1 pseudogene is annotated in these 241 nt (G+C 68.5%); it reads right to left on the bottom strand.

Annotation, left to right across the window (positions count from 1 at the left end):
• Positions 1-241: pseudogene (locus SM755_RS24110) on the bottom strand (transcription initiation factor IIB family protein); the annotation flags it as partial.

Genomic DNA, 241 nt, shown 5'->3' on the forward strand with positions numbered 1-241 from the left:
TCGACACGGCAGGTCGCGTACACCGCCGCGGCCGCAAACCCCTCGATAGAACGCCCCTGAAGTAGGTCCTCGGACTGGGCGGATTCGAACAGCGTGCACGCGCGGTCGCGGACGCTGTCGGGAAGCGAGAGCGCGCTGACCAGATGTCGGATCTCGGTGAATCCGTACACCTGGTTGCGGTCGGACTTCGACGGGATCCGCGCCCGGTTGTGCTCCCGGCGCATCCGGGCGACCTGCCGGC

The organism is Natrialba sp. PRR66 (genome assembly GCF_034808065.1).
Lineage (GTDB): Archaea > Halobacteriota > Halobacteria > Halobacteriales > Natrialbaceae > Natrialba > Natrialba aegyptia.